The organism is Pseudomonas sp. 7-41 (assembly GCF_021233075.1).
GTDB classification, from domain to species: Bacteria; Pseudomonadota; Gammaproteobacteria; order Pseudomonadales; family Pseudomonadaceae; genus Aquipseudomonas; species Aquipseudomonas veronii.
Window position 1 is genome coordinate 587,292 of record NZ_CP089551.1, and the last position, 26,428, is coordinate 613,719.

The window sequence follows — 26,428 nt, forward strand, 5'->3', positions numbered from 1 at the left end:
CGCATTAAACGGGTTTTTCAGGGGGTCGTCAAGCAAGTTTTCAAAAAATATTTAATTATTACCGTCGCTTACGTGCCGACCCCGGTTTTTGATCAATTATTGAGCAGGCGGCACGTAGCCTTCGGCCTTGGCGTAATCCTCGCCGGAAAAGAACTTGTCCATCTCGCCTTGCAGGTATTTGCGGTCTTCGGCGTTCATCATGTTCAGGCGTTTTTCGTTGATCAGCAGGGTCTGGTGTTTCTGCCAGTCGGCCCAGGCCTTGGCGGAGACGTGATCGAAAATGTCCTGGCCCTTGGCACCCGGGAACGGGGCGCGCTCCAGGGCGGGCAGTTCTTCGTGGTACTTGCGGCAGATGATGGTGCGGGTCATGACGAAACTCCTGCGTTCAATACGTCGGCCGCGCGCTTCAGCAGTTTTTTCACCGGGGCGGCAAGGCCCAGGCGCGGCGGGGTGGCGAGGTTATACCAGAGCCAGTCGGCCTCGGCCACGTGATGGGCGGATTCCTCGACCTGGACCAGCCAGGGTTCGATGGCCAACTGGAAGTGGCTGAAGGTGTGGATCAGCCCCGGCAGTTCCTGTTGTTTACCCAGCTCCAGCGCGTGCTGGTGGGCGAGAGGTTCGAGGTCTTGCAGGTCGTCCAGCTCCGGCAGGCTCCACAAACCGCCCCACAGGCCCGTGGACGGGCGACGGTAAAGCAGGATCGCGCCGTCGCCATTGGCCAGCATGGGCATCAGCGTGCGCTTCTGGGGGATGCTCTTGCGCGGCTTGGGGATCGGGTAGCGCGTCTCCAGGCCGAGCATGTGGGCTTCGCAGCCTTTTTCCAGCGGGCATAACAGGCAACTGGGCTTGCTGCGGGTACACAGGGTGGCGCCCATGTCCATCATCGCCTGGGTGTAGGCGTTGACGCGATCATGGGGCGTGAAGCGCTCTGCGGTGGCCCAGAGCTGTTTGGCCACTTTGGGTTCGCCGGGGTAGCCCTCCTGCGCGGTAAAGCGTGCCAGCACGCGTTTGACGTTGCCATCGAGGATCGGTGCGCGCAGGCCCATGCTCAGGCTGGCGATCGCGCCGGCGGTGGACAGACCGATGCCGGGCAGTTCGGTGAGTTTTTCCACGTCGCGGGGAAACTCGCCGCCGTACTCGGCCACGACAATCTTCGCGGTCTTCTGCAGGTTGCGCGCCCGGGTGTAATAGCCGAGGCCGGTCCACAGGTGCAGCACCTCGTCTTCCGGCGCGGCGGCCAGGGCTTCGACCGTTGGCAGGGAGGCCATGAAACGGTCGAAGTAATTGAGCACGGTGCTGACCTGGGTCTGTTGCAGCATGATCTCCGAAACCCACACCCGGTAGGGCGTGATGCCCTGTTGCCAGGGCAGGTCATGGCGACCGTGGCGGTCGTACCAGTTCAGTACCGCCTCGGAAAACTGCTCGTTTCTCATCGTTTGAACAGGCCTTTCAACGCGTCTTTCAACTGCGGGTTAACTTTGTCGAGCTTCTCTTCCAGCTTCTCGTTGAGGCGGTTGCCGGCGGCCTTGATGGCGACCTGGCCGAGGCCGTCCTTGTCCAGGCGGCACGCCTTGGCGCCCAGCTCCAGCGGGCCACGGCAGCGCAGCGGCACTTCGATGCCCTGGAAGTTGGCGCCTACCTCGCAGGCGGGGTCCGGCACTTCGCGTTGATCGCCCTCGACGATGATGCCGACGCGATAATCCATGCCCAGCACGCGCAGGTCGATGTCGCCGTTGCCGTTGACCGTAAGGCCGGGGATACGCACCTTCAGGTCGGGGTTGTTGGCCACGCCGTTGCGCAACGTCAGGTTGCCCCTGAGTTCCTGGAACGGTGTGTCCTTGGCCCGTGGCTCGCTGCTCAAGGTCTTGCGGTTGAGCAGGGCGATGCCGGTACACAGTTGCTGTTCAAGGTTGGCGTTGAGCAGCACGCCGTTGTTGATCACGAAGCTGGCGTTGCCGTTGAGGCTGTCGATCAGTGCCTTTTGGCTGTTGCCGCGGCCGCTGAGGTTGCTGTCGAGGGTGATCTGGCCCTTGACCGGCGGCGTCTGCCCCTGGGCTTGCAGGATGCGCTCGACCGGCACTTGCTTGATGTGGCTTTGCAGGGCCAGCACTGGAATGTCCTGGCGCACATCGAGGCTGCCATTGGCCTGGAAGCTGCCGTTGTAGAGGCCGCCGCTCAGGCTGTCGAGCTTGAGCTGGCCGTCGAGGCCGCTGGCCTTGAGCATGGCGTTCTGGATCGGCAGCTTGCTCAGGGTCAGTTGGCCGAAGGCCAGGTCGGCCTCCACGTCCAGCGTGCGCAGGCGGGTCAGCGGCAGCAGCTTGTCGGTGCTCCAGGCGCCTTTGGTCGGGGCGTCCGGCAGCGGTGTGGTGCCACCGGCGGCCATGGCGCCGGCTTCGCTGTTCTGCACTTCGGCCTGGCGTGCGGCGGTTGCCCCCTTGGCGGATTCGGACTTGGCCGGCAGGTAATTGTCGGCGTTGAAGGTGTCGCCCTTGAGTTGCACGCGCAGCGATTGCTTGGCGAAATCGTCCACGGCAACGCGGCCGGTGAAGGTGCTGCCGTCGAGTTTCAGGTTGAGGTCTTCCAGGGCCAGGCGGGTCGGCGTGCCTTGGAGGCGGCTGACCAGCTCGACTTTGCTCAGGCTGCCCTCGGCCATCGGTGGCAGCGGGTTGCCGACGCTGTCGAGGAACTTGGCCAGGTCGAACTGGGCGATCGACAGGGCGCCGCTGAGCTGCGGGGTCTTGTCCAGGTCATTGACCTTCAGTTCGCCGAGGGCGCGCAACTGGTTGGCCGAGAGTTTCAGGTTGGTCCACTCGGCAATGTTGGCCGCCAGGTCCACCAGCAGTTGGCCCTGGGTGGAGAAGGTCACGGTTTTGCCTTGCAGCGGTTCGCCGGTGGCTTCGCCGCTGAACCGCATGTCTTCGAACTGATAACGCTTGAGCGCCCGCTGAATGCGCAGGTTGCCGTTGAGTTCGGTCTTGACGCGCATGACCGGCTGGTTGCTGCCGAGGAACGCGGTGAGCTTCAGCGGAATGCTCGCCCCTTCGTGGATGGCACCCGCACTCAGCTGGATGCTCTCGGCGCTGAACTGCTTGCCGGTCTGTTCATCGTTGTATTCGATGCGGGCGTTGTTGATGGTCAGGCTGTCGATGTCCAGGCGGATGGGCTGCGGCGGTTTCTCTGCCTTCACCTCGGTCACCGGTGCCGTCGCTGGCACGGGGGTTGGCGTATCGGTGGCCGCCTCGGGGGCGTTCTTGCCGATGTCTTCCCAGTTGCCGTGGCCTTGCTTGTCGCGGTTGAGGCGCAGGTTCAGGCCTTCGACGCGCACATCGCTCATCTGCACTTCGCGGCGCAGCAGCGGTAGCACGCGTACCGACAGGCCGAGCATCTGCAGGTCGGCGAACGGCTGGGTCGGGTTGGTCAGGGTCGCGACGCCGGCTTCGTGCAGTTCCAGGCCCAGCCAGGGGAACAGGCTCCAGCCGATGTCGCCATTGAGCGTCAGCTCGATGTGGGCCTTGTCGCGGGCAATCTGGCGAATCTCGTCTTTGTAGTCGTTGGGATCGAAGAGATGGGTCAGGGCAAAGCCGAGAGCCACAATGATCAGCAACAGCCCGAGAAGTACCAGACCCAGGATTTTGCCGAACGCTTTCATGGGCGAGTCCTTGTATGTCGATTTCAAAATTTAGCCGCAGAGTATAGCGCCCGATGGCCTGCGTCAGTTCACGGATCGTTACATTGTATCTAGCGCAGGGGGCGGTATTTTGGCGTCAAAAAACACAAAAAATCCGCGAAAGGTAGTGGCATTTTGGTTTTTCTGTCATCCACTGATGCTAATCTCTGCGCGTTCGTCCGCCTTCTGCGACGTAACGTCGCGCTTTAAATGGAGCTTTATTCAACAAAACGGTCACGCCCTGCGTGCAAGGCCGAAGGAGAGAGCGCCTGACGAACACATACTAATAACTGGGGGAAACACTAATGAACACTAGCACTGCGGCGGGTATTGCTGCCGCGCAGCCTGCGTTCCTGTCCAAGGAGCGCATCATCGCCAAGCCCGGGTTCAACCGCTGGCTGGTTCCACCGGCCGCTCTGGCCATCCACCTGTGTATCGGCATGGCCTACGGCTTCTCGGTGTTCTGGCTGCCGCTGTCCAAGGCGCTGGGGATCAGCGCGCCGGTGGCCTGTGCGCCGGATATGAGCTTTATCGCTCAGGTCTTCTCGTCTCAGTGCGACTGGCCGATCTCCATGCTGGGCTGGATCTACACCCTGTTCTTCATCTTCCTGGGCTGCTCGGCGGCGATCTGGGGCGGCTGGCTGGAACATGCCGGGCCACGCAAGGCGGGCGTCGTCTCGGCGCTGTGCTGGTGTGGCGGCCTGCTGATTTCGGCGCTGGGGATTTATACCCACCAGATCTGGCTGATGTGGATCGGCTCCGGGGTCATTGGCGGTATCGGCCTGGGCCTGGGTTATATCTCGCCCGTGTCGACCCTGATCAAGTGGTTCCCGGACAAGCGCGGCATGGCCACCGGCATGGCGATCATGGGCTTCGGCGGCGGCGCGATGGTGGGGGCTCCCCTGGCGGCAGCGCTGATGGGGCACTTCGCTTCGCCGACCAGCGTCGGCGTGTGGCAGAGCTTTCTGGTGATGGCGGCGATTTACTTCGTGTTCATGATCGGTGGCGCGCTGTCCTACCGTGTTCCGCCGACCGGCTGGAAGCCTGAGGGCTGGACCGCGCCGGTGAAAAAAGCCAGCAATGCGATGATCACCCATCGTCACGTTCACGTGAACGTCGCCTGGAAAACCCCGCAATTCCGTCTGGTCTGGCTGGTGCTGTGCCTGAACGTATCGGCCGGTATCGGCATCCTCGGCATGGCTTCGCCGCTGCTGCAGGAAGTGTTCGGCGGCAAGTTGCTGGGTGTGGATGTGCCGTTCGGCCAACTGAATGCCGGGCAACTGGCCTCGATCGCGGCGATCGCGGCGGGCTTTACCGGGCTGTTGAGCCTGTTCAACATTGGTGGCCGGTTCTTCTGGGCGTCGTTCTCCGACTACCTGGGCCGTAAAAACACCTACTTCGTGTTCTTCGCCCTGGGCTTTGCCCTGTATGCGCTGATCCCGAACCTCGGGCACCTGGGCAACGTGGCGCTGTTCGTGGCGGCGTTCTGCATCATCCTGTCGATGTACGGCGGCGGTTTTGCGACGGTTCCGGCTTACCTGGCCGACCTGTTCGGCACCCAGATGGTCGGCGCGATCCATGGTCGCCTGCTGACCGCCTGGGCTGCGGCGGGCGTGCTGGGCCCGGTGTTGGTGAACTACCTGCGTGAATATCAGTTGAGCATCGGCGTCGAACGCGCCGCCGCCTACGACATCACCTTGTACATCCTCGCCGGCCTGCTGGTGCTGGGTTTCATCTGCAACCTGCTGGTGCGCCCGGTGGCCGACAAGTACTTCATGAGCGACGCCGAACTGGCCGCCGAACAGGCGCTGGGCCATGACAAGGGTGCCGATTCGAGCACCGTGCTGGAGTGGAAAGCCTCCGCCGGCAGCAAGCCGCTGGCTGTCGCGGCCTGGTTGGTGGTGGGTATTCCGTTGGCGTGGGGTGTGTGGGTGACCCTGCAAAAGACGGCGGTACTGTTCCACTAAGTTGACTGCAGGCGGGCGCACCATCCTGGAGCGCCCGCTTGTATGCACATGTCTAGCGTCGACCTTCCTCGCTTCAACTCGTCAGTCTTATCCCCTTCGATGTTTCTGTTTAGCGCCCGCGCCCCTATAATGGCTGCCTTTTTCGCCCAATGATTTTGCGGAGCTGGTGATGGCCGAACGTAAGGCGTCCGTCGAGCGCGACACTCTGGAAACCCAGATCAAAGCCTCGATCAACCTGGATGGCACCGGAAAGGCCCGATTTGATATCGGTGTACCTTTTCTTGAGCACATGCTGGACCAGATCGCCCGTCATGGGCTGATCGACCTGGATATCGTCAGCAAGGGCGACCTGCATATCGACGACCACCACACGGTGGAGGATGTCGGTATCACCCTCGGCCAGGCTTTCGCCAAGGCCATCGGCGACAAAAAAGGCATCCGTCGCTACGGCCACGCCTATGTCCCGCTGGATGAAGCACTGTCGCGTGTGGTCATCGACTTCTCCGGCCGCCCCGGCCTGCAGATGCACGTGCCCTACACCCGCGCCACCGTGGGCGGCTTCGACGTCGACCTGTTCCAGGAATTCTTCCAGGGTTTCGTCAACCACGCCCTCGTCAGCCTGCACATCGACAACCTGCGCGGCACCAACACCCACCACCAGATCGAAACCGTGTTCAAGGCCTTCGGTCGCGCGCTGCGCATGGCGGTGGAGCTGGATGAGCGCATGGCCGGGCAAATGCCATCGACCAAGGGCGTCCTGTAATGCAGACGGTCGCGGTTATCGATTACGGCATGGGCAACCTGCACTCGGTGGCCAAGGCCCTCGAGCACGTAGGGGCTGGCAAGGTGCTGATCACCAGCGATGCCACGGTGATTCGCGAGGCTGACCGCGTGGTGTTCCCGGGCGTTGGCGCGATTCGCGATTGCATGGCCGAAATCCGTCGCCTGGGCTTTGACAGCCTGGTGCGCGAGGTCAGCCAGGACCGGCCGTTCCTCGGCATTTGCGTGGGCATGCAAGCCTTGCTCGAGCGCAGTGAAGAGAACGACGGCGTCGACTGCATCGGCCTGTTTCCAGGCGAAGTGAAGTTCTTCGGCAAGGACCTGCATGAAGACGGCGAGCACCTGAAAGTCCCGCACATGGGCTGGAACGAAGTGCGGCGCACCGTGGATCACCCGCTGTGGCATGAGATCCCGGACATGGCGCGCTTTTACTTCGTCCACAGCTACTACATCGCCGCCGGTAACCCGCGCCAGGTGGTGGGTGGCGGGCACTACGGCGTCGACTTCGCCGCTGCGCTGGCCGAAGGTTCGCGTTTTGCGGTGCAGTTCCACCCGGAGAAGAGCCATACCCATGGCCTGCAATTGCTGCAGAACTTCGCTGCGTGGGACGGTCGCTGGTAGATGGCCAAGAAACCGAAGCTGCCGATCCTGAACCTCACGCCCGAACAGGAACGTGAGGCTACCAACAAGATCAAGCGCTTCATGGAGGACCGTTTCGAGCTCAAGCTGGGCTCGTTCGAGGTTGCCGAGATCCTTGAGTTGTTCACCATTGAAGTTGCGCCGCACTATTACAACAGGGCGATTTTCGATACGCAGACGCTCCTTAGGGAACGGTTCGAAAGCATCGAAAGCGACCTGTGGTCGCTTGAGAAACCCTGATTTCCCAAGCATTGCTGAATATCGAATAAGGTTTGCCAGATGCTGATTATCCCCGCTATCGATCTCAAGGACGGCGCTTGCGTGCGTCTGCGCCAGGGCCGCATGGAAGATTCCACGGTGTTTTCCGACGACCCGGTGAGCATGGCTGCCAAATGGGTGGACGGTGGTTGCCGTCGCCTGCATCTGGTGGACCTGAACGGCGCCTTCGAAGGCCAGCCGGTCAATGGCGAAGTGGTGACTGCGATCGCTAAGCGCTACCCGAACCTGCCGATCCAGATCGGCGGCGGTATCCGCTCCCTGGAAACCATCGAACACTACGTCAAGGCCGGCGTAAGCTACGTGATCATCGGCACCAAGGCCGTGAAAGACCCGGCCTTCGTCGCCGAAGCCTGCCGCGCGTTCCCGGGCAAGGTGATCGTCGGCCTGGACGCCAAGGACGGTTTCGTCGCCACCGACGGCTGGGCGGAAATCAGCACGGTGCAGGTGATCGACCTGGCCAAGCAGTTCGAAGCCGACGGCGTGTCCGCCATCGTTTACACCGACATCGCCAAAGACGGCATGATGCAGGGCTGCAACGTACCGTTCACCGCTGCGCTGGCGGCGGCGACCAGGATCCCGGTGATCGCGTCCGGTGGCATCCACAACCTGGGTGACATCAAGTCGCTGCTGGATGCCCGGGCCCCTGGAATCATCGGCGCGATCACCGGCCGCGCAATCTACGAAGGCACCCTGGACGTCGCCGAAGCCCAGGCTTACTGCGATGCCTACAACGGCTGAGGACTGACCATGGCGCTGGCCAAACGCATCATCCCTTGCCTGGACGTCGACAACGGTCGCGTGGTCAAGGGCGTCAAGTTCGAGAACATCCGTGACGCCGGCGACCCGGTGGAAATCGCCCGTCGCTACGATGAGCAAGGTGCCGACGAGATTACCTTTCTCGACATCACCGCCAGCGTCGACGGCCGCGACACCACGCTGCATACCGTCGAGCGCATGGCCAGCCAGGTGTTCATCCCGCTGACCGTGGGCGGTGGCGTTCGCACCGTGCAAGACATCCGCAACCTGCTCAATGCCGGCGCGGACAAGGTCTCGATCAACACCGCCGCAGTGTTCAACCCGGAGTTCGTCGGCGAAGCCGCACAGCACTTCGGCTCGCAGTGCATCGTGGTGGCCATCGACGCCAAGAAAGTCTCCGGCCCCGGCGAACCGCCGCGCTGGGAGATCTTCACCCACGGCGGGCGCAAGCCGACCGGCCTGGACGCGGTGGAGTGGGCGATGAAGATGGAAGGCCTGGGCGCCGGTGAAATCCTGCTGACCAGCATGGACCAGGATGGCATGAAAAACGGCTTCGACCTCGGCGTGACCCGTGCCATCAGCGATGCGCTGGGCATTCCGGTGATCGCGTCCGGCGGCGTCGGCAACCTGCAGCACCTGGCCGACGGCGTGATCGAAGGCCACGCCAGCGCCGTGTTGGCGGCGAGTATTTTCCACTTCGGCGAATACACCGTCCCCGAGGCCAAGGCGTACATGGCCGCGCGCGGTATCGTGGTGCGCTAAACGCTGCTGGACACCATGGCAAGTGCGCGGCACTCTCTGCGCTTGCCATGGATTCCGGTAACTTTCATGCTCAAAGACCTGTTGCTCGCGCTCGCCAGTACCTCCGTGCTCATGATCGGAGTGGCCCAAGCCGAAGAATCGTCTGACGCCTCCCTGGTGTTGCTGACGGAAAACTTCCCGCCCTACAACATGGCGAAAAACGGCAAGAACTTCGCCAAGGACGAGAATGTCGAAGGCATCGCCGTGGACATCATGCGCGAAACCTTCAAGCGTGCTGGCATTTCCTACAGCCTCACTCTGCGTTTTCCTTGGGAGCGGATCTACAAACTCGCCCTGGAAAACCCCGGCTACGGCGTGTTCGTGATGGCCCGCCTGCCGGAGCGCGAAGCGCTGTTCAAATGGGTCGGCCCTATCGGCCCGGATGACTGGGTGATGCTGGCCAAGGCCGACAGCAAAATCCAGCTCGACGAGCTGGCGCAGGCGCGGCGCTACAAGATTGGCGCGTACAAGGGCGACGCGATTGCCGAGACCCTGGAGAAGCAGGGCCTCAAGCCAGTGCTGGTGCTGCGTGACCAGGACAACGCGCAAAAGCTGCTAGATGACCAGATCGACCTGTGGGCCACCGGCGACCCGGCCGGCCGCTACCTGGCGCGCCAGGTCGGTGTGACCGGGCTCAAGACTGTGCTTCGCTTCAACAGTGCCCAGTTGTACCTGGCGCTGAACAAGGATGTGCCGGACGAAACGGTGGCCAAGCTGCAGGCAGCGTTGGATCAGTTGCGCGAGGAAGGCCTGCTCGACCAGATGATGGCGCGCTATTTGTAGCGATAGGTGCCGTTCTTGCCGTGCCCAGCCATCGCCTGATTGCTGCGCACGCTGATCATCAGTTTGATATCAATCCAGTCCACGCCCTGGGCCTTGAGCTTGGGCAGCTCGCGTTCGAGCACCGCCAGGGTTTGTGGATACGGATGGCCGATCATCACCGCTGAGCCCTGTTTATGGGCCAGTTTGATGGCGCTCTGCAATTGCGTGGTGATCGCGGCTTCGGTGCGTTCGTCGTCGAGGAACACATCCCGCGAGACGCTGGCCAGGCCGATCTTCTGCGCTTCGGCGGCGCCGACGGTCTGCGCGCTGGTGCGGCTGTCGACAAAGAACTTGTGGCGCCGTTGCAACTCGCCCATCAGCCAGGCCATCGCTTCGGGCTGGGCAGTCATGCGGCTGCCCATGTGGTTGTTGATGCCGGCGGTGTAGGGCACGGCCTTGAACGCAGCGTCCAGGCGCTTGCCGAGCTCTTCGATAGGCAACTCGGGGTGCCAGGCGAACGGGCCGGTGGCCGGGTCCATGGGCATGTGCAGGATCACGATCTTGCCGGCCTTGTGCGCTTCGCGGGCGAATTCGGCGGCGTGGGGCGTGTCGGGCATGATCGCCGTGGTCACCGGGCCGGGCAGGGCCAGCACACGGCGATCCCGGGGCAGGTTTTGCCCCAGGTCGTCGATGATCAGAGTCAGGTAGGCTTTGTGCGGTTCGCTGGCCGGGGTCGCGTGGGCGACCCCGGCCAGGCTGCACAGTGCAGCGATGATCAGGGCAACGCGCATATCAACGGCTGCGCGTGATGCTCAAGCCCTTGAGCAGGCTCAACGCCTGGGCCAGTTGGTAGTCATCGTCCTGCGGCATCGGCTTGGCCTTGGCACTGCTGCCGGTCGGCTGGTCGGCGCCGCCGTTGCCATTGCCGAGGTGGCCTTGCAGGTCGGCTTCCTTGTAGTACTCGCTGTCGACCTCGTTGGTGATCTTGGCCTTGCGCACTTCGATGTCCGGCACGATGCCCTGGGCCTGGATCGAGCGGCCGTTCGGCGTGTAGTACAGCGCGGTGGTGATTTTCAGGGCGCGCTCGTTGTTCAGCGGCAACACGGTTTGCACCGAGCCTTTGCCGAAACTGGTGGTGCCCATCAGCACACCGCGCTTCTGGTCTTGCAGGGCGCCGGCGACGATCTCCGAGGCCGAGGCGCTGCCGCCGTTGATCAGCACGGCCAGCGGCACGTTTTCGCTGAGGTCGTTGCCGGTGGCCGAGAAGCGCAGTTCGGAGTTGGCGATACGGCCCTTGGTGTAGACGATCAGGCCTTTGGTGATGAAGTGGTCGACCACTTCCACCGCCGACTGCAGCACGCCACCGGGGTTGTTGCGCAGGTCGAGCACGATGCCGTTGAGCTTCTTGCCGTTGTCTTTACGCAGCTTGGCCAGGGCCTTGGCCACTTCGTCGCCGGTCTTGACCTGGAACTGGGTGATGCGGATGTAGCCGTAGCCCGACTCCAGCAACTGGCTCTTCACGCTCTTGACCGTGATGGTCGCGCGGGCCAGGGTCACGTCGAACGGCGCGCCGCCGTCGCGCACCAGGGTCAGGGTGATTTTCTGGCCGATCTTGCCGCGCATCTTGTCGACGGCTTCGGTCATGGTCTGGCCACGGGTCGGCTGGCCGTTGATCTTGACGATCAGGTCGCCAGCCTGGATGCCGGCCTTGGACGCCGGGGTATCGTCGATCGGCGATACCACTTTGATCTGGCCGTCTTCGGCGCCGACTTCAATGCCCAGGCCACCGAACTCACCGCTGGTGCTTTCCTGCAGCTCGGCGAAATCTTCCGGGCCGAGGTAGGCGGAGTGCGGGTCGAGGTTGCTGAGCATGCCCTTGATGGCATTTTCCAGCAGGGTCTTGTCGTCCACGGGTTCGACATAGGCTGCCTTGATCCGGTCCATGACCTCGGCAAAGGTGCGCAACTCGTCCAGCGGCAACGGCGCCTTGGTGGTCGCGGCCATGCCGGCGGGTGCAGCCGGTGCGGCCTGGTCGGCGAAAGCCAGAGGCGCGCCGATCACCAGGGCGATCGTCAGGGCCAGCGAAGTGAGGCGGGACAAATGCAGCATGTCGAACGAACTCCTAATGTAGATGCGACCCTATCCTTGGGTGCGGCACCATTGTGCAGGATCGCTCGGGCGGCCCTGCTGACGAATAGCGAAGTACAGCGCCGGGGTGTCCTGGCCGCCACTGTTACCGACAGTGGAGATGGATTCCCCGGCTTTTACCACATCACCTGCCGACTTGAGTAAAGTCTGATTGTGGCCATAAAGACTCAAATAGCCATTACCGTGGTCGAGAATCACCAATAAACCGGCGCCCCGCAGCCAATCGGCAAACACCACACGACCGCCGTGGACGGCGTGGACCTGGCTGCCGGCGGCCGCGCTGATCATCACCCCGTCCCACTTGGCGCGGGTGTCATCGCCGCGGGTTTCCCCAAAGCGTGCCAGCAGTCGACCATCAACCGGCCACGGAAGTTTGCCGCGCGCGGAAGCAAAAGGCCCGCCGAAGGATTCGCCCGCGCTGGAAACCAGCGGCCCGGGCGCTGCGTGCGCCGGTTTGCGCGGTGCCGGGGCGTCGCTCGTGGCTGCCAGTTCGGCCTCACGCTGGCGCTTTTTTTCCGCTTCCTGCTGGGCGATCAGCGCTTTCTGTCGCGCTTCTTCGGCCTCGCGTGCCTGGCGAGCCAGGGTTTCTTCGATGGTTTTCAACACTTTGCCGAGGTCGGCCTGGTCCTGCTCGCGGGCTTGCAGCTTGGCGTCGCGGGCCTTTACGTCGTCATTGAGCTTGGCCAGGGCCAACTGGCGTTCCTTGCGCACCTTGTCGAGCTGGTCGCGCTGGCTGTCGAGGCTGCTTTTCTGGTCGAGCAGTTGCGATTGCTGGTCGGCGATTTCCTGTTCGACGTTGGCCAGTTGGCGCAGGGTCTCGTTGAAGCCCTTCAGTTGGGCAAGGCGTGCCTTGCTCAGGTAATCGTAGTAGGTCAGGGTGCGTGCGAATTTTTCCGGGTTCTGCTGGTTGAGCAGCAGCTTGAGGTACTCCTGGCGGCCACTCTGGTAGGCGGCGCGGGCCTGGATCGCGATCAGGCGTTGCTGTTCAACGCGGGCGCTCTGGAGTTTTTTTTTCTCAGCGTCGAGTCGCTCCAGTTCCGACTCGCTCTTCTTTAATTCTTTTTGTAGCTCCTGGACCTGCTTCTCCAGCTTGCCCATCTCGGTTTCCGTGCCGCGCAGGTCTTTCTGCACCCCGGATTTCTCTTCCTGGAGCTTGCCGAGCAGTTTTTTCAGCTCGGTGATGTCCTGACGCGTAGCGTCCAACTGTTGTTGGGTTTGCGCGCGCTCATCGGCAAATGCCGGTTGGAGCAGGCAGACGAGAGCGAGGGTAATCAAGGCGCGAAGCATAGAGGCGGGCGACACCAGGGAAAGGGACGGCCTAGTATGCCCGGCAAGCGCTGCAAAAAAAACGCCCAATTCGGGCTTCTGGGCAAGATAGGTGCCGAGCGGCAGTGGTATGGCGAAAAGACATCTACCCAACACAGAGAGCCTAGTGTGGGAGGGGGCTTGCCCCCGATTGCGGTGTGTCAGCTGAATAGGTGTTGGCTGATCCACTGCTATCGGGGGCAAGCCCCCTCCCACATTGGTTCTGCGGTGTGGTTTAGATCAGACCAGAATCGAGGTGCCGGTCATCTCTTTGGGCTTCTCCAACCCCATCAACATCAGCATGGTCGGCGCCACATCGGCCAGCACGCCGCCTTTGCGCACTTTCAGGTCACGCTTGCCGACGTAGATGAACGGCACCGGCTCGGTGGTGTGGGCGGTGTGGGCTTGCCCGGTGGACTCGTCGGACATTTGCTCGCAGTTGCCATGGTCGGCGGTGATCAGCGCTTCGCCGCCGACTTTTTCCAGGGCGTCGACGATGCGGCCTACGCACAGGTCCAGGCATTCCACGGCCTTGATCGCGGCGGCCAGGTTGCCGCTGTGGCCGACCATGTCGCCGTTGGCGTAGTTGACCACGATCACGTCATAGCGCTGGTTATCGATGGCGTCGACGATCTTGTCGGTGACTTGCGGTGCGCTCATTTCCGGTTGCAGGTCGTAGGTCGCGACTTTCGGCGACGGGATCAGGATGCGCTCTTCGCCCGGGAACGGTTCTTCGCGGCCGCCGGAGAAGAAGAAGGTCACGTGGGCGTACTTCTCGGTTTCGGCGATGCGCAGTTGGGTCTTGCCGTTTTTCGCCAGGTAGTCGCCCAGCACGTTTTCCAGGCTGCCGGGGGCAAAAGCCGACGGGGCCGGGATGTTGGCGGCGTATTGGGTGAGCATCACGAACTCGATTTTCGGCTGGCGCGCGCGTTCGAAGTCCTTGAAACCCGGGTCGACGAACACATGGCTCAGCTCGCGGGCACGGTCGGCGCGGAAGTTCATGAACACCACGGCGTCGCCGTCTTCCACTTTCACCGGCTCGCCGATGGTGGTGGCCTTGACGAACTCATCGCTCTCGCCACGCGCGTAGGCGGCTTCCAGGCCTTCCTGGGCGGTGGCGGCGTTGAATTCGGCCTGGCCGTCGACGATCAGGTTGTAGGCCTGGGACACGCGGTCCCAGCGGTTGTCGCGGTCCATCGCGAAATAGCGACCGACCAGGCTGGCGATGCGGCCCTTGCCGAGGGCGGCGAAGGTGGCGTCCAGCAGTTCGATCGACGATTGCGCGCTTTTCGGCGGCGTGTCGCGGCCGTCGAGGAAGGCGTGCAGGTAGATCTTGTCGGCGCCGCGCTTGAAGGCCAGTTCGGCCATGGCCACGAGGTGGTCCTGGTGGCTGTGTACGCCGCCATCGGACAGCAGGCCCATGAAGTGCACGGCCTTGCCGGCAGCGACGGCTTTATCGACGGCTGCGCAGATGGTCGGGTTCTCGAAGAACTCGCCGTCGCGGATCGCTTTGGTCACGCGGGTGAAGTCCTGATAGACCACTCGTCCGGCGCCGAGGTTCATGTGGCCGACTTCCGAGTTGCCCATTTGGCCGTCCGGCAGGCCCACATCCATGCCCGAACCGGAGATCAGCCCGTTGGGCAAAGTGGCGGTCAGACGGTCCAGCACCGGCTTGTTGGCCGAGTACACGGCGTTGTCGTGGTGGCTTTCACTGTGTCCGAAGCCATCGAGAATTATCAGGACCAAAGGTTTAGGCGTCGTAGTCATAGATCCTCTCGCGGCGGTAATTGATGAAGGGGATTGAAAAGGGAGTGGCAGTTTAAAGCGAAGTTCCGACCACGTCACCGCTTTACGGGGGTTGGCCCCCCCTGACGGCTGTGTATACTTACCGCCATTTTAACGCCCTGGAACCTCCTTGATGGTTGATCACCTGATTGCATTTGCCACTGCCCACTACCTGCTCGCGGGTGCCTTCGTCATCCTGCTGGCGCTGCTGATCGCTCATGAAATGAGCCGCGGTGGCCGCAGCCTGAGCACGTCGGAGCTGACCGCGCTGGTCAACAAGGATGAGGCCGTTGTCGTGGATATCCGTCCGGCCAAGGATTTTGCCGCCGGTCATATCGTTGGCGCCCTGAACATTCCCCAGGACAAGCTGATCGCGCGCCTGGCCGAGCTGGAAAAGCACAAGGCCAAGACCATCATCCTGGTCGACGCCCAAGGCCAGCACTCCGGCACCCATGCCCGCGAAATGCTCAAGACCGGCTTTACCGCCGCCAAACTGTCTGGTGGTATCAGCAGCTGGCGCGCCGACAACCTGCCGCTGGTGAAGTGATATGAGCCAGGTTGTCGTGTATTCCAGCGATTGGTGCCCTTACTGCATGCGGGCCAAGGCCTTGCTGGAGAAAAAGGGTGTTGCCTTCGAAGAGATCAAGGTCGACGGCAAACCCCAGGTGCGCGCCGAAATGGCCCAGAAGGCGGGACGCACGTCCGTGCCGCAGATCTGGATCGGCGCCAAGCACGTCGGTGGATGCGATGACCTGTTTGCCCTTGAGCGCGCCGGCAAGCTGGACGCGCTGCTTCACGTCTGACTCCTAAACCCTAAAAGACCCAAGATCAAGAAGGATCTGCGATGACTGACCAACAGAACACCGAAGCAGCAGAAGCCCAAGGCCCACAGTTTTCGCTGCAGCGCATCTATGTGCGTGACCTGTCGTTCGAAGCGCCGAAAAGCCCGGCCATCTTCCGTCAGGAGTGGACCCCAAGCGTCGGGCTGGACCTGAACACCCGTCAAAAAGCCCTGGAAGGTGACTTCCACGAAGTCGTGCTGACCCTCTCGGTCACCGTCAAGAACGGCGAAGAAGTGGCCTTCATCGCTGAAGTGCAACAGGCCGGTATCTTCCTGATCCAGGGCCTGGACGAAGCGTCCATGAGCCACACCCTGGGCGCGTTCTGCCCGAACATCCTGTTCCCGTATGCCCGCGAGACCCTGGACAGCCTGGTCACCCGTGGCTCGTTCCCGGCGCTGATGCTGGCTCCGGTGAACTTCGATGCCCTGTACGCGCAAGAGCTGCAGCGCATGCAACAGGAAGGTTCGTCGACGGTTCAATAAGTCGATGCGCTAAAAATGTGGGAGGGGGCTTGCCCCCGATAGCAGTGAGTCAGCCAACACCTATTCAGCTGACACACCGCAATCGGGGGCAAGCCCCCTCCCACATTTGTTATGTGTGTTACTTGAAGCCGAGTTGGCGCCAGCCTTCGTAGACGGCGACGGCGACGGTGTTCGATAAGTTCAGGCTGCGGCAACCTTCGCGCATCGGCAAACGCAGGCGATGGCCGTCGGGCAGGGCGTCGAGCACCTCGGCCGGCAGGCCACGGCTTTCCGGGCCGAACAGGAAGGCGTCGCCGTCGGCGAAGCTGGCGTCATGGAACGGCCGCGAGCCCTTGGTGGTGAACGCGAACAACCGAGGGTGGCCGAGGCTTTCCAGGCAGCTGGCGAGGTCAGCGTGGCGTTGCAGGGTGGCATACTCGTGGTAGTCCAGCCCGGCGCGGCGCAGGCGCTTGTCGTCCATGTCGAAGCCCAGCGGCTCGATCAAATGCAGGTGGCAGCCACTGTTGGCGCACAGCCTGATAACGTTGCCGGTATTCGGCGGAATTTCTGGTTGAAAAAGGATGACGTGAAACATGCACGGCTCCGAAGGCAAAGATGCGCTGCATTCTACCCTCGAAGAAGACCCCAGGCCGAAGCTATTGCCAAGGGTTTTGGGCTCTTTGGCGATTGTCGGCCTGATGGTGGGCCTGATGATCGGGCGCCTGACCGCCCCGGACCCGGTCGAATTGCTGCAGGTGACGCCGGCGGCCAACGGTGTGGTGGTGTGGTTCAACAGCGAACCCAAGCTGCATGGCGAGCATATCGACGGCACCGTGGCGCTGTTGTTCGACGCGCAGGGCAAGGCCGCCAGCGGGCAGCTCAAGGTCAATGACAAGGATGTGAACTGGCGCGTGCGCAAGACCGATGGCGGCCTGTTGCTCAACCTGGTGGCGGCGCGGCCGTTGCGTGGGGAATGGTCGGGAGAGGAAGCTGAAGGCCGCTGGCGGCTGGAGATCCATCTCCAAGAGCAATAAAAGAGGGAGTTCCCGGCCTGCCTGTACCAGGGCTCCCAAAACGGGATGAAGCCATCCGGCTTCGTGTTAAAGAGGGAATCCCCGGCCTGCCTGTACCGAGGTTCCCGAAAGCGGTGTGGAGCGCGACGCGGTTCGCATCAAGCACCCCGGGTGTAAAGAGGGGATTCTCGGCCTGCCTGTACCAAGGTCCCCGAAACTGGGTTGTATCAGGGTTATTGCAGGGCGCGTGCCACACTGGCCAAGTTGCTCGAAAAAAACGCTCCAGACAGCGAAAAGCCCCGGAATACGGGGCTTTGGCGTTTTCGGTTGTCTGATTTCAGGCGGCGGTGCGAAGGTTTGAGGTGTTGGCGCCGTGCCCGATGCCGGTTCATGGTGCATTGAAGCGGTGCATGGTCGCCAAACCTTGTGCAGATCCAAATGTGGGAGGGGGCTTGCCCCCGATTGCGGTGGATCAGTCATGTAGATGCCGACTGACATGCCGCTATCGGGGGCAAGCCCCCTCCCACATTCGATCTTCAGTGGGGCTGAGATTCAGCCCTCGTCACCGTCGTCATCATCCGCGCCATCGACCTTCATCCCCAGTTCCTTGATCTTGCGCGTCAGGGTATTGCGGCCCCAACCCAGCAGCACGGCGGCATCGCGACGGCGGCCGGCGGTGTGCTTGAGGGCGGTTTCGATCATGATCCGTTCGAAGGCCGGCACGGCGCTGTCCAGCAGGTTCGACTGGCCGCGTGCCAGGGCCTGGTCGGCCCATTGACGCAGCGCCTGTTCCCAGTTGGTCACGGGGGCCGAATCCTGCGGCAGGCTGAGCAGCTCCGGCGGCAGGTCGCTGATATGCACTTCGCGCCCGGACGCCATGACCGTGATCCAGCGGCAGGTGTTCTCCAGTTGGCGCACGTTGCCGGGCCACGGCAGGTTCTTCAGGTATTCCTCGGTCTCGCTTTTCAGCAGCTTCGGCTCGACGGCCAGCTCCTGGGCGGCGCGGCTGAGGAAGTGGCGCGCGAGGGTCGGGATGTCTTCGCGACGGTCCGACATGCGCGGGATGTGGATGCGGATCACGTTGAGGCGGTGGAACAAGTCCTCACGGAACTTGCCCGCATGCACCAGGGTTTCCAGGTTCTGGTGAGTCGCGGCGATGATACGCACGTCAACCTTGACCGGCGTATGCCCGCCCACACGGTAGAACTCGCCGTCCGCCAGCACGCGCAGCAAGCGGGTCTGGGTATCGGCCGGCATGTCGCCGATTTCATCGAGGAACAGCGTGCCGCCGTCCGCCTGTTCAAACCGCCCGCGCCGCAGGTTGGCCGCGCCGGTGAAGGCGCCTTTCTCGTGGCCGAACAGCTCGGACTCCATCAAGTCCTTCGGAATCGCCGCCATGTTCAGCGCGATGAACGGCGACGCCGCCCGCGGGCTGTGGCGGTGCAGGGCGTGGGCCACCAGTTCTTTACCGGTGCCCGACTCGCCGTTGATCAGCACGGTGATGTTGGAGTGGCTCAAGCGCCCGATGGCGCGAAACACTTCCTGCATCGCCGGCGCTTCACCGATGATTTCCGGGGTGCGGGTCAGGGCGGGCGGGGCTTCCTGGTTCTGCTGTTCCTGGGCGTGCTGGTTGGCGCGCTTGACCAGCGCCACCGCTTCGTCCACGTCGAACGGCTTGGGCAGGTACTCAAAGGCACCACCCTGGTAGGACGCGACAGCGCTGTCCAGGTCCGAGTGCGCGGTCATGATGATCACCGGCAGGCGCGGGTGCTGCTCGCGAATCCGCGCCAGCAGGTCCAGGCCGCTGGCACCGGGCATGCGGATGTCGGAGATGATCACGTCGGGCTGCTGGCGCGCCAGGCGGCTCATCACCCCGTCAGCGCTGTCGAAGCTCTGGGTGGTCATGCCTTCCTGTTGCAGGGCTTTCTCGAGGACCCAGCGGATAGAACGGTCGTCATCGACGATCCAGACAGTTTCACTACGGCTCATGTCGATGGGGCTCCTTGTTCCAGAGGCAGAAAGATCGAGAACGTGGTGTGGCCAGGATGGCTCTCACATTCGATCAGACCCTGGTGCTGGCTGATGATGTTCTGGGTAATGGCCAGGCCCAGCCCGGTACCGTCCGGGCGGCCGCTGACCATGGGGAAGAAAATGGTTTCCTGCAGTTCTGCTGGAATGCCCGGGCCGTTGTCGGTGATTTCGACTTTGGTCACCAGACGATGGCGCACGTGGCCGATGGTGAACTGGCGCAAGGCGCGGGTGCGCAGGCTGATGCGGCCCAGGCGCAGCTCGTTCTGGCTGCTGATGGCCTGCATGGCGTTGCGCACGATGTTGAGCACCGCCTGGATCATCTGCTCGCGGTCGATCAACACGTCGGGAATGCTCGGGTCATAGTCGCGCACCAAGGTAATGCAGCCTTGGCTTTCGGCCTCGACCAACTGGCAGACACGCTCCAGCACCTCATGCACGTTGGTCATCGCCAGCGACGGCAGCTTGTTGGAGCCGAGCATGCGGTCCACCAGATTACGCAGGCGGTCGGCCTCTTCGATGATGACGTTGGTGTAGTCCTTGAGGTGCTCGTCCGGCAGCTCACGAGCCAGCAACTGCGCCGCGCCGCGAATCCCGCCCAACGGGTTCTTGATCTCGTGGGCCAGGCCGCGCACCAGCATCTTGCTGGTTTCCTGCTTGGACAACTGCGCTTCTTCCTTGGTGATGCGCAGCAGGCGGTCACGCGGGTGGACTTCGAGCAGCAGCAGGGTGCTGCCGTTGCTCAGGATCGGGGTCACGGCGTAGTCGACGGTCAGGGTCTGGCCGGTCAGGGCGGTGAGCATCGCTTCGCGCTTGGTGAACGGATGTGCCTGCTCCACTGCCTGGCGCAACGAGCTCAAGGCTTCGGCCGACTCGGTGAACAACTCGCTGATGAACTGCCCATGGCTGCGCTGCCCGCTGATGGCCAGGAGCATCTCCGCCGCCGGGTTCATGTACTCAAGGCGCAGGTCGTCATTGAGCAGGATGGTCGCGGTGGTCAGGTTGTCGAGTAACAAACGGTGCAGTGCATCGCTGATGGTCATCAGGACCTCTTTTGGAGCAAGGCGCGGGCTTGAGGCACACGCTGATACAAGGAAAATGCAAAAACCAAACCAAGGCTCCGAAAAGAAGCGTTTAAGCCCTGAAATAAGGGTTTAAGGCTCGAAACTGTGGCGTTCTGCCAGCTTCATCGGGAAGTTTCGAACCAAAATGGGCTGGGTCGGTGGGAAGGGTGCAAGCTGTCGCACCAATATAGTGCGATTTTGTGACGATTGTTCAGGAAGCGCGAATTCACACAAATCAAATGTGGGAGGGGGATTGCCTCCTCCCACATTTTTGGATCGGGTTTACCGTTTTAGTTTTTGTAGATACACAGCTCGGCGGTCGCGCGGATCATCGCCAACTGCTGCATCGGCTCATTGAGCGGCTCATGCACGGCTTCGGCCAGCCATTGCGGGCACTGTGGGTCGGTGCGCTGCGGGCTGAAGTCGGCCAATTGCTGCAGCAGGCGTTTTTGCAGTTGGTCCAGTTGCGGGCGAATCTGCTTGACCAGGTCCGGGCGCGGATCGTCGGGGGCCTTGCCCTGGAACTGCCAGTCGGAAAGATGGGCGTACTGCACCAGTTTGTTCGCTTCGATCTGTGCCGAGAAGAACTGCCCGGCGGCGGCAGGCTCCAGCTTGTAGCTCGGGGCCTGGGCGACGACGCTGGCGATCACCTCTTGCTCGCGCTTCTTGTCTTCTACGGGCTTGTGGCTGTCCCACTTGCTCAGGGCGACCTGATCGGCGATCGCCAGGCGCTCGGCGATGCTGTTGAGTAAAGGTTCGAGGCTGGGCGGCGCAGCGCTCGCACTGGCACTGACGAATAACAGAGCGAACACAAGTCGACGGTTCAATGCTGATCTCCTTGTGGGAGGGAGCAAGCTCCCTCCCACCTTTTTGATTGGGTTTGCAGGTGCGGAGCTGTGTAATCCCCGGGCAAAAAAAGACCTCCCGAAGGAGGTCTTTTTCGATCACGCCACGTTAAGCGACGCTACCGGATCAGCAGCTGTAGTACAGCTCGTATTCCAGTGGGTGTACGAAGGTGCGGACTTTGATTTCTTCTTCGCTTTTCAGCTCGATGTAGGCATCGATGAAGTCGTCGCTGAATACGCCGCCTTTGGTCAGGAACGCACGGCCCTTGTCCAGCTCTTCCAGGGCTTCTTTCAGGCTGCCGCACACTTGTGGGATCTCTTTGGCCTCTTCAGGCGGCAGGTCGTACAAGTTTTTGTCGGCGGCGTCGCCTGGGTGGATCTTGTTCTGGATGCCGTCCAGGCCAGCCATCAGCAGTGCAGCGAAGCCCAGGTACGGGTTGGCTGCCGGGTCCGGGAAGCGGGCTTCGATACGGCGAGCGCGCGGGCTGGACACGTAAGGAATACGGATCGATGCGGAGCGGTTACGAGCCGAGTAGGCCAGCATTACCGGTGCTTCGAAACCTGGGACCAGACGCTTGTAGGAGTTGGTCGACGGGTTGGTGAAGCCGTTCAGGGCCTTACCGTGCTTGATGATACCGCCGATGAAGTACAGGGCGGTGTCGGACAGGCCGGCATAACCTTCGCCAGCGAAGGTGTTCTTGCCATCTTTAGCGATGGACAGGTGAACGTGCATACCCGAACCGTTATCGCCGTACAGAGGCTTAGGCATGAAGGTTGCGGTACGGCCGTAGGCATCAGCCACGTTGTGTACGCAGTACTTCAGGGTCTGGACTTCGTCAGCCTTGGCAACCAGGGTGTTGAACTTCACACCGATTTCGTTCTGGCCGGCAGTCGCCACTTCGTGGTGGTGTACTTCGATGACCAGGCCCATTTCTTCCATGGCGTTGCACATGGAGGTACGGATTTCGTGGTCGTGGTCGAATGGCGGAACTGGGAAGTAGCCACCTTTGATACCTGGACGGTGGCCTTTGTTGCCGCCTTCTACGTCCTGGTCGGACATCCACGAACCTTGTTCGGAGAAAATCTTGAACATGGAACCGGAGATGTCGGACTTGAACTTGACCGAATCAAAGATGAAGAATTCTGGCTCTGGGCCTACGAATACGGTGTCGCCGATACCGGTCGACTTCAGGTATTCCTCGGCACGCTTGGCGATCGCACGTGGGTCGCGGTCGTAGCCTTGCATGGTCGAAGGCTCGATCACGTCGCAGACGATGATCAGGGTTGGGTCTTCGGTGAACGGGTCCAGCACGGCAGTGCTGTCGTCCGGCATCAGGATCATGTCGGAAGCTTCGATGCCTTTCCAACCGGCAATGGAGGAACCGTCGAACATTTTGCCTTCTTCGAAGAACGCGTCATCCAGCGCGTCGCGAGCCGGCATGGTCACGTGGTGCTGAGTGCCTTTTGTGTCCGTGAAGCGCAGATCAATCCACTTAACGTCATGATCTTTGATGAGTTGAACCGACTTCGACATGGTGTCCTCCGGGGTGGCTTCGGGCTGGGTAGTGGAGTTAGCCCTTAGAATGTGGGTGATGCCGGCGCGGATAGTCCGCCATGGCAACCTGCCTCACAAGAGAGCAAATTGCATGCCAGTGCGCCAACATGGCCTTTTTGCGTCAAAATGGCCCCTATAACAGTGCAAACCGCCGAAATGGAATAAATAACGCACTGCAATGTGGCGCACATTTGCATAAATGACCTGTTTTGGTGCGTTGCGCCGTTGATGCATATTAACTGGTTAAACCTTGAGCGATTTCCGCTATAATCCGCGCCCCCCTTTTTCGGCAGGCCCTGCGCGCGCTGTTTCCATGAAATTAATCGTTAAAGTCTTCCCCGAGATCACCATCAAAAGCCGACCGGTACGGATGCGTTTCATCCGTCAGTTGGCCAAGAACATCCGTGCCGTGCTCCGCGATCTGGACCCGGCTGTGGTGGTGAACGGTGTGTGGGACAATCTCGAGCTGGAAACCCGTGTCACCGACGCCAAGGCCTTGAAGGATATGACCGAGCGCCTGAGCTGCATGCCGGGCATCGCGCATTTCCTGCAGGTCGACGAGTACCCGCTGGGCGACTTCGACGACATCACCGAAAAGTGCAAACAGCACTTCGGCAGCGAGCTTGAAGGCAAGATTTTTTCGGTGCGCTGCAAGCGTGCCGGCAAGCACCCGTTCAGCTCCATGGATGTGGAAAAATACGTCGGCAGCAAGCTGCGTCGCGAGTGCGGCGCAGCCGGAATTTCCCTCAAGGCGCCGCAAATTGAAGTGCGGATGGAAATTCGCGACCAACGGTTGTTTGTGATCCACAGCCAGCACAATAGCATTGGTGGCTACCCGCTCGGCGCCCTGGAACAGACCCTGGTCTTGATGTCCGGCGGTTTCGATTCCACGGTGGCGGCCTACCAGATCATGCGCCGCGGCCTGATGAGCCACTTCTGCTTCTTCAACCTGGGCGGGCGTGCCCACGAATTGGGCGTGATGGAAGTCGCGCACTATATCTGGAAGAAGTACGGCAGCTCCCAACGCGTGCTGTTTGTCAGCGTGCCGTTCGAGGAAGTACTGGGCGAAATTCTCGGCAAAGTCGATAACAGTCATATGGGCGTAGTATTGAAGCGTATGATGTTGCGCGCAGCGTCCCGAATTGCCGATCAGCTGCAGATCGACGCGCTGGTGACCGGCGAAGCGATTTCCCAGGTATCCAGCCAGACGCTGCCGAACCTGTCGCTCATCGATTGCGTGACCGAGAAGCTGGTGCTGCGCCCGCTGATCGCCAGCCATAAGCAGGACATCATCGACCTGGCGGAACAGATCGGCACTGCCGACTTCGCCAAGCACATGCCCGAATATTGCGGGGTCATTTCGGTGAACCCCAAGACCCACGCCAAGCGCAACCGCGTGGAGTATGAAGAACAACAGTTTGATATGGCGGTTCTGGAGCGTGCGCTCGAGAACGCCAAACTGGTCCCGATCGATCGTGTCATCGACGAGTTGGGCCAGGATGTGCAGATCGAAGAAGTCAGCGAAGCCCTGGCCGGTCAGATCATCATCGACATCCGTCACCCGGATGCCGCTGAAGACGAGCCGCTGGAAATCGCTGGCATCGACGTACAAACGCTGCCGTTCTATGCATTGAACGCGCGTTTCAAGGAACTGGATAACAGCCGTCAGTACCTGCTGTATTGCGACAAAGGCGTGATGAGTCGCCTGCATGCCCACCATTTGCTCAGTGAGGGGCATGCCAATGTGCGCGTTTATCGACCGAGCTAAGAGCCCGGGGCTGTTTGCCTGTGGCCTGCGTCACCGGCCCCCCGACTCTGCCGTCAAGCTGTAACGGCAAGGCCTGACTCTACTGTTAATCGCTGCCACGACCTGTCAGCACACCGAATCCTCTGATCGAGATACACAAGTGATCGAAAATCTACGTAACATCGCCATCATTGCTCACGTTGACCATGGTAAAACCACCCTGGTAGACAAACTCTTGCGTCAATCCGGCACCCTGGAGCGCAACGAGCTCAACGACGAGCGCGTGATGGACTCCAACGACCAGGAAAAAGAGCGCGGTATTACCATCCTGGCTAAAAACACCGCTATCAACTGGAACGGCTACCACATCAACATCGTGGATACCCCGGGCCACGCCGACTTCGGCGGAGAAGTAGAACGCGTAATGTCGATGGTCGACTCCGTTCTGCTGCTGGTTGACGCTCAAGACGGCCCTATGCCGCAAACCCGTTTCGTGACCAAGAAGGCGTTCGAAGCCGGCCTGCGTCCGATCGTGTGCATCAACAAGGTTGACCGTCCAGGCGCGCGTCCGGATTGGGTTCTGGACCAGATCTTCGATCTGTTCGACAACCTGGGTGCTACCGAAGAACAACTGGACTTCCAGGTTATCTACGCTTCGGCCCTGAACGGTATCGCCGGTCTGGATCACACCGCCATGGCGGAAGACATGACCCCGCTGTACCAGGCCATCGTTGACCACGTTCCACCACCGAAGGTTGACCGTGACGGTCCGTTCCAGATGCAAATCTCGGCACTGGACTACAACAGCTTCCTGGGTGTTATCGGTGTTGGCCGTATCGCTCGTGGTAGCGTCAAGCCGAACACTCCGGTTGTCGCTATCGGCGCCGACGGCAAGAAGCGCAACGGTCGTATCCTGAAGCTGATGGGTCACCACGGCCTGCACCGCATCGACGTTGAAGAAGCGTTCGCCGGCGACATCGTGTGCGTCAGCGGTATGGACTCGCTGTTCATCTCCGACACCCTGTGCCAGCCGGACACTGTCGAGGCGATGAAGCCTCTGACCGTCGACGAGCCAACCGTTTCCATGACCTTCCAGGTAAACGACTCGCCTTTCTGCGGTAAAGAAGGCAAGTTCGTGACCTCCCGTAACATCAAGGAGCGTCTGGACAAAGAGCTGCTCTACAACGTGGCACTGCGCGTTGAAGAAGGCGACTCGGCTGACAAGTTCAAGGTTTCCGGCCGTGGTGAGCTGCACCTCTCGGTACTGATCGAAACCATGCGTCGCGAAGGCTTCGAAATGGGCGTTGGTCGTCCTGAAGTGATCATCCGTACTGTTGACGGCGTGAAGCAGGAACCGTTCGAAAACGTCACCATCGACACCCCTGAAGAATCCCAGGGCAAGGTCATGGAAGAGATGGGCCTGCGTAAGGGCGACCTGACCAACATGGTGCCGGATGGCAAAGGCCGTGTGCGTCTGGAATACAACATCCCTGCGCGTGGTCTGATCGGTTTCCGTAACCAGTTCCTGACCCTGACCAACGGTGCTGGCATCCTGACCTCGATCTTCGATCGCTACGACACCATGAAGTCCGGCGACATGTCCGGCCGTCAGAACGGTGTTCTGGTTTCGGTTGAAACCGGCAAGGCGCTGACCTACTCCCTGGAAACCCTCCAGGCGCGTGGCAAGCTGTTCGTTGAACACGGTCAAGAGATCTACAACGGTCAGATCGTTGGTCTGAACAGCCGTGACAACGACATGGGCGTCAACCCAACCAAAGGCAAGAAGCTCGACAACATGCGTGCTTCGGGTAAAGACGAAACCATCGCTCTGGTTCCACCTGTTCGCTTCACCCTGGAACAGGCCCTGGAATTCATCCAGGACGACGAGCTGTGCGAAGTCACGCCTAAGTCGATCCGCCTGCGTAAGAAGATCCTGGACGAAGGCGAGCGTACCCGCGCTGCCAAGAAAGCCAAGAACTGAGTT

General features: G+C 61.4%; 25 protein-coding genes. 13 read left to right on the top strand and 12 right to left on the bottom strand.

Translation table 11 applies throughout. From position 1 onward, the window contains the following. Positions 1–96: 96 nt before the first annotated feature. Genes LQ249_RS02520 through LQ249_RS02530 form a run of 3 tightly spaced genes read right to left on the bottom strand, consistent with a single transcriptional unit; the run spans position 97 to position 3,649 of the window. Positions 97–369: an oxidative damage protection protein gene (locus tag LQ249_RS02520; RefSeq protein WP_017849944.1), complete on the bottom strand. Its 273-nt coding sequence runs from the start codon at positions 367–369 to the stop codon at positions 97–99. Continuing rightward, a complete protein-coding gene (gene mutY / locus LQ249_RS02525; RefSeq protein WP_232566172.1) occupies positions 366–1,433 on the bottom strand; it encodes an A/G-specific adenine glycosylase in 1,068 nt (355 codons plus the stop codon). The genes LQ249_RS02520 and mutY overlap by 4 nt, the downstream gene beginning before the upstream one ends. After that, entirely contained in the window at positions 1,430–3,649 is a 2,220-nt protein-coding gene (locus LQ249_RS02530) for an AsmA family protein (protein ID WP_046385007.1), read from the bottom strand. Before LQ249_RS02530 ends, mutY begins: the two co-directional genes overlap by 4 nt. A gap of 323 nt (positions 3,650–3,972) precedes the next feature. On the opposite strand from LQ249_RS02530, the gene LQ249_RS02535 reads away from it, so the two are divergent. The 7 genes from LQ249_RS02535 to LQ249_RS02565 all read left to right on the top strand — a co-directional run bounded on the left by LQ249_RS02535 (position 3,973) and on the right by LQ249_RS02565 (position 9,672). Then, complete coding sequence (locus tag LQ249_RS02535) at positions 3,973–5,634, top strand: OFA family MFS transporter (RefSeq protein WP_046385006.1); 1,662 nt, start codon at positions 3,973–3,975, stop codon at positions 5,632–5,634. 169 nt (positions 5,635–5,803) lie between these two features. After that, positions 5,804–6,397 (top strand): imidazoleglycerol-phosphate dehydratase HisB, encoded by a 594-nt coding sequence (hisB, locus tag LQ249_RS02540; protein WP_017849940.1) that lies wholly within the window; start codon positions 5,804–5,806, stop codon positions 6,395–6,397. Beyond that, positions 6,397–7,035 carry an imidazole glycerol phosphate synthase subunit HisH gene (gene hisH / locus LQ249_RS02545; protein WP_017849939.1) on the top strand — a complete coding sequence of 213 codons (639 nt, stop codon included), beginning with the start codon at positions 6,397–6,399 and terminating at the stop codon, positions 7,033–7,035. The genes hisB and hisH overlap by 1 nt, the downstream gene beginning before the upstream one ends. Continuing rightward, positions 7,036–7,293 (top strand): DUF2164 domain-containing protein, encoded by a 258-nt coding sequence (locus tag LQ249_RS02550; protein WP_017849938.1) that lies wholly within the window; start codon positions 7,036–7,038, stop codon positions 7,291–7,293. Positions 7,294–7,332: 39 nt separating this feature from the next. Further along, complete coding sequence (gene hisA / locus LQ249_RS02555) at positions 7,333–8,070, top strand: 1-(5-phosphoribosyl)-5-[(5-phosphoribosylamino)methylideneamino]imidazole-4-carboxamide isomerase (protein WP_017849937.1); 738 nt, start codon at positions 7,333–7,335, stop codon at positions 8,068–8,070. 9 nt (positions 8,071–8,079) lie between these two features. Next, positions 8,080–8,850 (top strand): imidazole glycerol phosphate synthase subunit HisF, encoded by a 771-nt coding sequence (gene hisF, locus LQ249_RS02560; RefSeq protein ID WP_010563131.1) that lies wholly within the window; start codon positions 8,080–8,082, stop codon positions 8,848–8,850. Between the two features lie 66 nt (positions 8,851–8,916). After that, positions 8,917–9,672, top strand: coding sequence for a substrate-binding periplasmic protein (locus tag LQ249_RS02565; RefSeq protein WP_057003610.1), 756 nt, complete (start codon positions 8,917–8,919; stop codon positions 9,670–9,672). On the opposite strand, the gene LQ249_RS02570 is transcribed toward LQ249_RS02565, so the two are convergent. The 4 genes from LQ249_RS02570 to gpmI all read right to left on the bottom strand — a co-directional run bounded on the left by LQ249_RS02570 (position 9,663) and on the right by gpmI (position 14,871). Further along, complete coding sequence (locus tag LQ249_RS02570) at positions 9,663–10,442, bottom strand: divergent polysaccharide deacetylase family protein (RefSeq protein ID WP_017849935.1); 780 nt, start codon at positions 10,440–10,442, stop codon at positions 9,663–9,665. The two genes, LQ249_RS02565 and LQ249_RS02570, sit on opposite strands and share 10 nt — an antisense overlap. Position 10,443: 1 nt before the next feature. Further along, on the bottom strand, positions 10,444–11,760 hold the full coding sequence (locus LQ249_RS02575; RefSeq protein WP_046385002.1) for a S41 family peptidase: 1,317 nt from the start codon (positions 11,758–11,760) through the stop codon (positions 10,444–10,446). Between the two features lie 30 nt (positions 11,761–11,790). Further along, positions 11,791–13,086 (bottom strand): murein hydrolase activator EnvC family protein, encoded by a 1,296-nt coding sequence (locus LQ249_RS02580; RefSeq protein WP_046385001.1) that lies wholly within the window; start codon positions 13,084–13,086, stop codon positions 11,791–11,793. 258 nt (positions 13,087–13,344) lie between these two features. After that, positions 13,345–14,871 (bottom strand): 2,3-bisphosphoglycerate-independent phosphoglycerate mutase, encoded by a 1,527-nt coding sequence (gpmI, locus tag LQ249_RS02585; protein ID WP_079442661.1) that lies wholly within the window; start codon positions 14,869–14,871, stop codon positions 13,345–13,347. 151 nt (positions 14,872–15,022) lie between these two features. Between gpmI and LQ249_RS02590 the strand changes: the two genes are divergently transcribed. From LQ249_RS02590 to secB, 3 genes are read left to right on the top strand one after another with little or no spacing between them, the layout of a single operon-like run. Beyond that, the gene (locus tag LQ249_RS02590) at positions 15,023–15,436 is read left to right on the top strand and encodes a rhodanese-like domain-containing protein (protein ID WP_017849931.1); all 414 of its coding nucleotides are present in this window, start codon (positions 15,023–15,025) and stop codon (positions 15,434–15,436) included. Between the two features lies 1 nt (position 15,437). Further along, positions 15,438–15,692, top strand: coding sequence for a glutaredoxin 3 (gene grxC, locus LQ249_RS02595; protein WP_046384999.1), 255 nt, complete (start codon positions 15,438–15,440; stop codon positions 15,690–15,692). Positions 15,693–15,733: 41 nt separating this feature from the next. Next, a complete protein-coding gene (gene secB / locus LQ249_RS02600) occupies positions 15,734–16,213 on the top strand; it encodes a protein-export chaperone SecB (RefSeq protein WP_017849929.1) in 480 nt (159 codons plus the stop codon). A 118-nt stretch (positions 16,214–16,331) separates the two neighbouring features. On the opposite strand, the gene LQ249_RS02605 is transcribed toward secB, so the two are convergent. Next, positions 16,332–16,787: a tRNA (cytidine(34)-2'-O)-methyltransferase gene (locus LQ249_RS02605; protein ID WP_017849928.1), complete on the bottom strand. Its 456-nt coding sequence runs from the start codon at positions 16,785–16,787 to the stop codon at positions 16,332–16,334. On the opposite strand from LQ249_RS02605, the gene LQ249_RS02610 reads away from it, so the two are divergent. Continuing rightward, the gene (locus LQ249_RS02610) at positions 16,786–17,226 is read left to right on the top strand and encodes a hypothetical protein (protein WP_079442662.1); all 441 of its coding nucleotides are present in this window, start codon (positions 16,786–16,788) and stop codon (positions 17,224–17,226) included. The two genes, LQ249_RS02605 and LQ249_RS02610, sit on opposite strands and share 2 nt — an antisense overlap. A 531-nt stretch (positions 17,227–17,757) precedes the next feature. On the opposite strand, the gene ntrC is transcribed toward LQ249_RS02610, so the two are convergent. The 4 genes from ntrC to glnA all read right to left on the bottom strand — a co-directional run bounded on the left by ntrC (position 17,758) and on the right by glnA (position 22,676). Continuing rightward, positions 17,758–19,194, bottom strand: coding sequence for a nitrogen regulation protein NR(I) (ntrC, locus tag LQ249_RS02615; RefSeq protein ID WP_017849926.1), 1,437 nt, complete (start codon positions 19,192–19,194; stop codon positions 17,758–17,760). Continuing rightward, positions 19,191–20,276 carry a nitrogen regulation protein NR(II) gene (gene glnL / locus LQ249_RS02620; protein WP_017849925.1) on the bottom strand — a complete coding sequence of 362 codons (1,086 nt, stop codon included), beginning with the start codon at positions 20,274–20,276 and terminating at the stop codon, positions 19,191–19,193. Before glnL ends, ntrC begins: the two co-directional genes overlap by 4 nt. A gap of 311 nt (positions 20,277–20,587) precedes the next feature. Continuing rightward, positions 20,588–21,124 carry a chorismate mutase gene (locus tag LQ249_RS02625; protein ID WP_057003611.1) on the bottom strand — a complete coding sequence of 179 codons (537 nt, stop codon included), beginning with the start codon at positions 21,122–21,124 and terminating at the stop codon, positions 20,588–20,590. A 145-nt stretch (positions 21,125–21,269) separates the two neighbouring features. After that, positions 21,270–22,676, bottom strand: a complete 1,407-nt coding sequence (gene glnA / locus LQ249_RS02630; RefSeq protein ID WP_017849923.1) for a glutamate--ammonia ligase — start codon at positions 22,674–22,676, stop codon at positions 21,270–21,272. 334 nt (positions 22,677–23,010) lie between these two features. On the opposite strand from glnA, the gene thiI reads away from it, so the two are divergent. Further along, positions 23,011–24,465 (top strand): tRNA uracil 4-sulfurtransferase ThiI, encoded by a 1,455-nt coding sequence (gene thiI, locus LQ249_RS02635; RefSeq protein ID WP_046384997.1) that lies wholly within the window; start codon positions 23,011–23,013, stop codon positions 24,463–24,465. A 139-nt stretch (positions 24,466–24,604) separates the two neighbouring features. Then, positions 24,605–26,425: a translational GTPase TypA gene (gene typA / locus LQ249_RS02640; RefSeq protein ID WP_017849921.1), complete on the top strand. Its 1,821-nt coding sequence runs from the start codon at positions 24,605–24,607 to the stop codon at positions 26,423–26,425. The last annotated feature ends 3 nt before the right edge of the window (positions 26,426–26,428 follow it).